The sequence below is a fragment of the Pseudomonas sp. PS01270 genome (assembly GCF_029959775.1).
Classification (GTDB): Bacteria; Pseudomonadota; Gammaproteobacteria; order Pseudomonadales; family Pseudomonadaceae; genus Aquipseudomonas; species Aquipseudomonas atacamensis.
The window spans coordinates 1-8,208 of the sequence record NZ_JASCPT010000180.1 but is presented as its reverse complement, the minus strand read 5'-3'; the positions used below and the strand labels follow the sequence as shown (position 1 = coordinate 8,208).

The following is an 8,208-nucleotide window of genomic DNA, read 5'->3' as shown; positions in this document are numbered from 1 at the left end:
ATCACAGCTAACCCCTGTGGGAGCGAGCCTGCTCGCGAAGGCGGCCTGTCAGTCGCTGCAGTGTTGCCTGATACACCGCTTTCGCGAGCAGGCTCGCTCCCACAGGAATGCATTTCGTTAGCCGAACAAGTTTTTATCTGAACCATGCCTGCGCCAAATCGTCATCTAAAGTGACTACAGCGCGGGACTACATAAACGTCACGGAGAATCACACTATGAGCACCGAAAGTGCTTCGAGTCGGGGCCGTCTGCTACCGGGCCTGCTCGGCATCCTGCTTCTACTGATGGGCCTGGCCATGCTGGCCGGGGGAGTCAAGCTGAGCATGCTCGGCGGCTCGCTTTACTATCTGCTGGCCGGTATCGGCATCGCTCTTAGCGGCATCCTGCTGCTGATGCGTCGCCGCGCGGCGCTGGGCCTGTACGCCATCGTGCTGTTTGCCAGCACCGTGTGGGCATTGTGGGAAGTCGGTCTGGACTGGTGGCAACTGGTGCCGCGTCTGGCGCTGTGGTTTGTCCTCGGTTTCGTGATGCTGCTGCCATGGTTCCGTCGTCCGCTGCTGCTCAACGGCCCGGCGAAAATCGGCACCGGCGGCCTGACCGTCGCTGTGATCCTGGCCGGCGTTACCGCTCTGGCCAGCCTCTTCACTCATCCGGGAGAGACCTTCGGCGAACTGGGCCGCGACAGCGCCGACATGACCAGCACCGCACCGGCCATGCCGGATGGCGACTGGCAAGCCTACGGTCGCACCGAGTTCGGTGACCGCTACTCGCCGCTCAAGCAGATCACCCCGGAAAACGTCGGCAAGCTGCAAGAAGCCTGGCGCATCCAGACCGGCGACCTGCCAACTGCGGATGACCCGGTCGAGCTGACCAACGAAAACACCCCGCTCAAAGCCAACGGCATGGTCTACGCCTGCACCGCGCACAGCAAAGTGCTGGCACTGGACCCGGACACCGGCAAGGAAATCTGGCGCTTCGATCCACAGATCAAGAGCCCGGTCGGCTTCAAGGGCTTCGCCCACATGACCTGCCGTGGCGTGTCGTATTACGACGAAGCCGCCTATGCCAAGTCTGAAAACGCCGGTTCCGCTGTCATCTCCGAAGCCGGCCAGGCCGTTGCTCAGGCCTGCCCGCGTCGTCTGTACCTGCCAACCGCTGATGCCCGCCTGATTGCGTTGAACGCCGACACCGGCAAGATCTGCGAAGGCTTCGGCACCAACGGCGTGGTCGACCTGACCCAAGGCATCGGCCCGTTCACCGCTGGCGGCTACTACTCCACCTCGCCAGCGGCGATTACCCGTGATCTGGTGATCATGGGCGGTCACGTTACCGACAACGAATCGACCAATGAGCCATCGGGCGTGATCCGCGCCTTCGACGTGCGCGACGGTCACCTGGTGTGGAACTGGGACAGCGACAAGCCGGACGCCACCGAGCCTCTGGCCCCGGGCGAAACCTACAGCCGCAACTCGGCGAACATGTGGTCGCTGGCCAGCGTCGATGAAAAACTCGGCATGGTCTACCTGCCACTGGGCAACCAGACCCCGGACCAATGGGGCGGCAACCGCACCCCGGGCGCGGAAAAATTCAGCGCCGGCCTCGTTGCCTTGGACCTGGCCACCGGTAAAGTGCGCTGGAACTACCAGTTCACCCACCATGACCTGTGGGACATGGACGTCGGCAGCCAGCCAACCCTGCTCGACATGAAAACCGCCGACGGCGTGAAACCTGCGCTGATCGCTCCGACCAAGCAGGGCAGCCTGTACGTCCTCGACCGTCGTGACGGCACGCCGATCATTCCGATCAAGGAAATCCCGGTACCGCAAGGCGCCGTGAAAGGCGACCACACCGCACCGACCCAGGCCCGTTCGGACCTCAACCTGCTGGCCCCGGAACTGACCGAAAAAGCCATGTGGGGCGCGAGCCCGTTCGACCAGATGCTGTGCCGCATCCAGTTCAAGGAACTGCGTTACGAGGGCCAGTACACCCCGCCATCGGAACAGGGCAGCCTGATCTATCCGGGTAACGTCGGCGTGTTCAACTGGGGCGGCGTCTCGGTCGATCCGGTTCGCCAGCTGCTGTTCACCAGCCCGAACTACATGGCCTTCGTCTCGAAAATGGTCCCACGCGAGCAAGTCGAAGCCGGCAGCAAACGCGAGAGCGAAACCTCGGGCGTGCAGCCAAACACTGGCGCGCCATACGCGGTGATCATGCACCCGTTCATGTCGCCACTGGGCGTACCGTGCCAGGCCCCGGCCTGGGGCTACGTCGCCGGTATCGACCTGACCACCGGCAAAGTCGTGTGGAAACGCAAGAACGGCACCAGCCGCGACAGCTCGCCAATCCCGATCGGCTTCACCCTCGGCGTACCGAGCATGGGCGGTTCGATGGTCACTGCCGGCGGCGTCGGCTTCCTAAGCGGCACCCTCGACCAGTACCTGCGCGCCTATGACGTGAATACCGGTAAAGAACTGTGGAAATCGCGTCTGCCTGCAGGCGGCCAAGCGACTCCGATGACCTACACCGGCAAGGACGGCAAACAATACGTGCTGCTCGTTGTCGGCGGTCACGGCTCGCTGGGCACCAAGATGGGTGACTACATCATTGCGTACAAACTGCCGGAATAAGCGTTAGCTGGCGGTAATGAAAAGGCGATGTTCCGTGAGGGACATCGCCTTTTTTTGTGAGCGCAACCTGGCAGGCAATGAATAAACCTGTGGTAGCGGTTGTGAACAGGTTCGTCCTGCAGACGCTGATCAATGCGCCGGAGTTTTCCGACAGGCGGGTCGGTAGCGTTCGGAAAATGCGCTGGGCCTGCATAATTATCGCGAACAAGAATAAAAAACTGTCAGGTATTACAGTTCACAGCTTTCACGCTTTTACCCAGACTTGCCTCTTCATTATTCGGATCATACAGAGGCAGCTCTCATGGCAAACCCAAACGTACCCAACGCCGTCTTCGCGTTCGGCTCTATTGAAACTGATGTCAAAGGCACCATCAGCGGTAATTATCTGGACTTGACCAGCTACAGCACTTCAAGCACATCCATTTCCATCAACGCTTTAGGGGGATACGACTTTTCTTTCCGCCACAACGACAGCTTGTCGGGCGCGCGAATCATCTCCATCTCGCTTCGCTACCCGCAGGATCCTTCCCCTTTGCGCTATTCAGAAACGATTGTCATAGACCGAGCCGATCCTCGTCCCTATGAATTTGAAACGACAACTTCTTCAATTATCGCGGTCACCCAAATCAGTAACTTCGTGTACCGATACGACCTCAAAGATTACAAATTTTCCGGCAAAGCACAGCACACGAATGACACGCGGGAACTCACCTGTAATGGATTCTTTGTGGTTCAGGGACTGACGTGGCCGATCTGACAACGCTGGTTGTGGGGACCTTCTGTATGAGCCTTTATTCGAAACTGCGTATCGCCCTGCCGGCTGCCATATTCGCACTCAGTGCCTGGCTCCCTGTGCAGGCTGACAATATCGCAGAGCAGGCAAAAGACTGTAGTGCAGCGCTCAATGAATTGAAATCCATGAACATCACGCCTGGCGCATCCAATTGTCAGACAGGCCAAACACTACAGTGGCGCGTCGAGGCAACTGCCGAGCAATTTGAGCAGGTCATGGATGTTTGCGAAAAATCCAGACTGGCCGCCTTGTATCGATACAGCGAGTCAAGGATCGTCAGTTGCCAATACACCTCAGGCACGAGGAAAACTCCGAGCGGAGCGTATTGATAGAGGAGCGACGTCTGCCACGGGTTGCAATACATCGAGGCTGCAGGATATCTCACTGCATACGCAGGTCAAAGCTCCCGAGAATGTCTATGTCGCCGGCGACTGGATCATTAACAACCGCATGGAAAGACATCTTGTAATGATCAGCTTGCGTATCAAAATCGATAGTGAAATTACCGTCTCGGGTATGGGCTTTCTCGAATCCATATCCTGATCGGGCTATATATGACATCAATACAACCGTTGGTCAGAACCTACATTCACTCAAGGAACCTAGTCAAATTCAGGCCGCCTTCGCGAGCAGGCTCGCTCCCACAGAAAATCAAAATCAAAAGATCGCAGCCTTTGGCAGCTCCACAATGAGCGCAAGATCGAGTACTGCCCATGCTCTTGATCCATGCGTACCGGCAGGTAAGCGGGGCAGAACTTTCGGAAAGAATTCGGCGGCTGACTACATAAGGCGCTACCACGGATTTTCATTCACCACGACGGCGAAGGTATTCCGCGAAAAGAGGAACGGTGAAATCAAGGTAACCATGGTCGGTGCTGTAGATCATACCTTTGGAAATGATATTGGCCCGGGCCGGGCCTAACGATGATTGATCACGCTCCATCACCTTGGCGATACCTGCCATAGGATAGGGCCCATCACCAAGGGTGGCCATCGCCATCACAAACTGGATCTCGGCTTTGGTAAGCCGGTCATAACGAACCTTGAAGAAGCCGGCATCGAGTCCGGCGATAGTCTCTGGATAAGCGCGTTCGACATCAGCGAGCGTGATCATGGGGCCGGCAGCAACATCCCATGAAGTTGAACCCCATTCCTGCAGAAAAAACGGATAGCCCCTCGTTCGCGCGACAATCGCTTGGAGGGCAGCGTCTTCGATCGTCTGCTCCTCCTCCTCGACGGGTTTTCGAACAGCAAGTTTTGCTGCTTCTTCGTCCAGCGCGCCTACAGGCGGGTAGAGGAAAAGTCGCTCTGCATAGGACTTCGCCTCACCAGCCAATTTGGCAACCTGTGGTAGTCCTGCCCCAACCAAAACCACAGGCAACCCGCGCTGGGCCATTCGATGCATCGCAACGATAAGTGCCGACAAATCGCCTTCCGAGAGGTACTGAACCTCGTCGATGAGCAGCACCCAGCCCTTGCCAGCGGCTTTAGCGCCCTCGCCAATCACACCGAACAGGTCTGGAAGATCATGTTGCAGATCGCCGCTATCAGCAAGCCCAGGTTCAGCACCCTCAACGCCCACCTCAACGCCACCGATATCGATTTTGAATATCGAGGCAAAATTGCGCAGGGCGCTCATACCCCGGCTGGCAATTTGCTTTGCTCCTTCGAATCCCGAAAGTGAACGCATTACGCGTCGCAGTTCAGGGTAAAGAAGAGTGGAAAGTGTATTTTTCTCCGGAGCTTCGAGCTGGGAAACGAGCATCCCCTCTTGTCTGGCGATATTGCCGATCTCATTCAGGAGTACCGTCTTGCCGACTCCACGAAGGCCAAGGAGCATCAGCGACCGTGCAGGTTTGCCCCTCACTGCTCGGCCGCAGGAAATCCGAGCCATTTCGAGAACAGGGTCTCGGCCAGCAAGCTCCGGTGGTGGAAAACCAGCCCCGGGGGCGAACGGATTACGATAGGGATCCATCAAAACTCCATTTAATAGTTAAAGCTAACCAACACTAGCGTTTTTTGCTATTTATGCACAGACATTGTTAGATTCCAATAAGCACCCGTGCCCACCTGAAGGATCTCGCCACCGCCCAAAGGCCGCCAAGGTTAACAAGGTCAAAAACTTTGCAAACCTGAACACACACGCAGAAACACACCCGCCCCATTGAAACCACCCCACCCCTGCCCCATCTAACACCCCATACCCCATTGCGCAGGTGCCCCATGACCGACCAGCAAGATCGCCCGGACAACCACGACGATTACGAAACCGACCACATCGAACACACCTCCTCCGGCACCGGCCTGGCGCTGCCCGGGCAAAACCTGCCGGACAAGGTCTACATCATCCCGATCCACAACCGTCCGTTCTTCCCGGCCCAGGTCCTGCCGGTCATCGTCAATGAAGAGCCGTGGGCCGAAACCCTCGAACTGGTCAGCAAATCCGAACACCACTCCCTGGCCCTGTTCTTCATGGACACGCCCCAGGAAGACCCGCGCCACTTCGACACCGGCGCCCTCCCCGAATACGGCACGCTGGTCAAGGTTCACCACGCCAGCCGCGAAAACGGCAAACTGCAATTTGTCGCCCAAGGCCTGAGCCGTGTGCGCATCAAGACCTGGCTCAAGCACCACCGACCGCCGTACCTGGTCGAAGTCGAATACCCGCACCAGCCCACCGAGCCGACCGACGAGGTCAAGGCCTATGGCATGGCGCTGATCAATGCGATCAAGGAGCTGCTGCCGCTCAACCCGCTGTACAGCGAAGAACTCAAGAACTACCTCAACCGCTTCAGCCCCAACGACCCGTCGCCGCTGACCGACTTCGCCGCCGCCCTGACCTCCGCCACCGGACCCGAGCTGCAAGAAGTGCTCGACTGCGTGCCGATGCTCAAGCGCATGGAGAAAGTCCTGCCGATGCTGCGCAAGGAAGTCGAAGTCGCGCGCCTGCAAAAAGAGATTTCCGCAGAAGTTAACCGCAAGATCGGCGAGCATCAGCGCGAGTTTTTCCTCAAGGAACAGCTCAAGGTCATCCAGCAGGAACTTGGCCTGACCAAGGACGACCGCAGCGCCGACCTCGAACAGTTCCAGCAGCGCCTCGAAGGCAAAACCCTGCCGGCGCAGGTGCAGAAACGCCTCGAAGAAGAAACCCACAAACTGTCGATCCTGGAAACCGGCTCGCCGGAGTACGCCGTCACGCGTAATTATCTGGACTGGGCGACATCGGTGCCGTGGGGCGTGTATGGCGAGGACAAACTCGACCTCAAGCACGCACGCAAAATCCTCGACAAGCATCACGCCGGTCTGGACGACATCAAGGATCGCATCCTCGAATTCCTCGCTGTTGGTGCGTACAAAGGCGAGATCAGCGGCTCGATCGTGTTGCTGGTCGGCCCGCCAGGCGTGGGTAAGACCAGCGTCGGCAAATCCATTGCCGAATCCCTCGGCCGGCCGTTCTACCGCTTCAGCGTCGGCGGCATGCGCGATGAAGCGGAAATCAAGGGCCACCGCCGCACCTACATCGGCGCCCAGCCGGGCAAACTGGTGCAGGCGTTGAAAGACGTCGAGGTGATGAACCCGGTGATCATGCTCGACGAGATCGACAAGATGGGCCAGAGCTACCAGGGCGACCCGGCCTCGGCGCTGCTGGAAACCCTCGATCCTGAGCAGAACGTTGAATTCCTCGACCACTACCTCGACCTGCGCATGGATCTGTCGAAGGTGCTGTTCGTCTGCACCGCCAACACCCTCGACTCGATCCCCGGCCCGTTGCTGGACCGTATGGAAGTGATTCGCCTGTCGGGCTACATCACCGAAGAAAAAGTCGCTATTGCCAAGCGTCACCTGTGGCCGAAACTGCTGGAAAAGGCCGGCGTATCGAAAGGCAGCCTGAGCATCAGCGACACCGCGCTCAAAGCCCTGATCGACGGCTATGCCCGTGAAGCCGGCGTGCGGCAGCTGGAAAAGCAGATGGGCAAACTGGTGCGCAAAGCGGTGATGAAGCTGATCGACGATCCGAAAGCGGTAATCAAACTCGGGCCGAAAGACCTTGAAGCCTCGCTGGGTCATCCCGTATTCCGCAACGAACAAGTGCTGTCCGGCACCGGCGTGATTACCGGCCTGGCCTGGACCAGCATGGGCGGCGCGACCTTGCCGATCGAGGCCACGCGGATTCATACCTTGAATCGTGGCTTCAAGCTCACAGGGCAACTCGGCGATGTAATGAAGGAATCGGCGGAGATCGCCTACAGCTACGTCAGCTCGCACCTCAAGCAGTTTGGTGGTGACGCGAAGTTCTTCGACGAAGCCTTCGTCCACCTGCACGTGCCCGAAGGCGCAACGCCGAAGGACGGCCCGAGCGCCGGCGTAACCATGGCCAGCGCCCTGCTCTCCCTCGCACGTAATCAGCCACCGAAAAAAGGCGTGGCGATGACCGGCGAACTGACCCTGACCGGGCATGTACTGCCAATCGGCGGCGTGCGCGAGAAAGTGATCGCAGCGCGCCGGCAGAAGATTTTCGAATTGATTCTGCCGGAGCCGAACCGGGGTAACTTTGAGGAATTGCCGGATTACCTGAAGGAAGGGATTACCGTGCACTTTGCCAAGCGGTTTGCGGATGTGGCGAAGGTGCTCTTCTGACAGTCGTGTAGCGCCTGCTGTACCGTTTTCGCGAGCAGGCTCGCTCCCACAGGGTGATGCAGTGAACACAAAATCTGTTGACACTGCTGATCACTGTGGGAGCGCGCCTGCTCGCGAAGGCGTCAGCTCTTGCAACACCATTCTCCCTGA

Annotated in this window: 5 protein-coding genes; 4 read left to right on the top strand and 1 reads right to left on the bottom strand. The window is 58.4% G+C overall.

Annotation, left to right across the window (positions count from 1 at the left end):
• The first annotated feature begins 215 nt into the window (after positions 1 to 215).
• The 3 genes from QMX86_RS26340 (at position 216) to QMX86_RS26330 (ending at position 3,749) form a co-directional block, all read left to right on the top strand.
• Complete coding sequence (locus QMX86_RS26340; protein ID WP_073473247.1) at positions 216 to 2,627, top strand: glucose/quinate/shikimate family membrane-bound PQQ-dependent dehydrogenase; 2,412 nt, start codon at positions 216 to 218, stop codon at positions 2,625 to 2,627.
• 301 nt (positions 2,628 to 2,928) lie between these two features.
• On the top strand, positions 2,929 to 3,384 hold the full coding sequence (locus QMX86_RS26335) for a hypothetical protein (RefSeq protein ID WP_122706559.1): 456 nt from the start codon (positions 2,929 to 2,931) through the stop codon (positions 3,382 to 3,384).
• Entirely contained in the window at positions 3,372 to 3,749 is a 378-nt protein-coding gene (locus QMX86_RS26330; RefSeq protein ID WP_282387096.1) for a hypothetical protein, read from the top strand. Before QMX86_RS26335 ends, QMX86_RS26330 begins: the two co-directional genes overlap by 13 nt.
• A gap of 476 nt (positions 3,750 to 4,225) precedes the next feature.
• Here the strand turns inward: QMX86_RS26330 and QMX86_RS26325 are convergent, their stop codons facing one another.
• On the bottom strand, positions 4,226 to 5,395 hold the full coding sequence (locus QMX86_RS26325) for an ATP-binding protein (RefSeq protein ID WP_110646207.1): 1,170 nt from the start codon (positions 5,393 to 5,395) through the stop codon (positions 4,226 to 4,228).
• Between the two features lie 248 nt (positions 5,396 to 5,643).
• Here QMX86_RS26325 and lon point away from each other — a divergent pair, with 248 nt between their 5' ends.
• Positions 5,644 to 8,058 (top strand): endopeptidase La, encoded by a 2,415-nt coding sequence (lon, locus tag QMX86_RS26320; RefSeq protein WP_024014191.1) that lies wholly within the window; start codon positions 5,644 to 5,646, stop codon positions 8,056 to 8,058.
• Positions 8,059 to 8,208 lie beyond the last annotated feature (150 nt).

Coding starts and splice junctions, on each gene's coding strand:
- QMX86_RS26340 (WP_073473247.1), top strand. CDS start 216: ATGAGCACCGAAAGTGCTTCGAGTCGGGGCCGTCTGCTACCGGGCCTG.
- QMX86_RS26335 (WP_122706559.1), top strand. CDS start 2,929: ATGGCAAACCCAAACGTACCCAACGCCGTCTTCGCGTTCGGCTCTATT.
- QMX86_RS26325 (WP_110646207.1), bottom strand. CDS start 5,395: ATGGATCCCTATCGTAATCCGTTCGCCCCCGGGGCTGGTTTTCCACCA.
- lon (WP_024014191.1), top strand. CDS start 5,644: ATGACCGACCAGCAAGATCGCCCGGACAACCACGACGATTACGAAACC.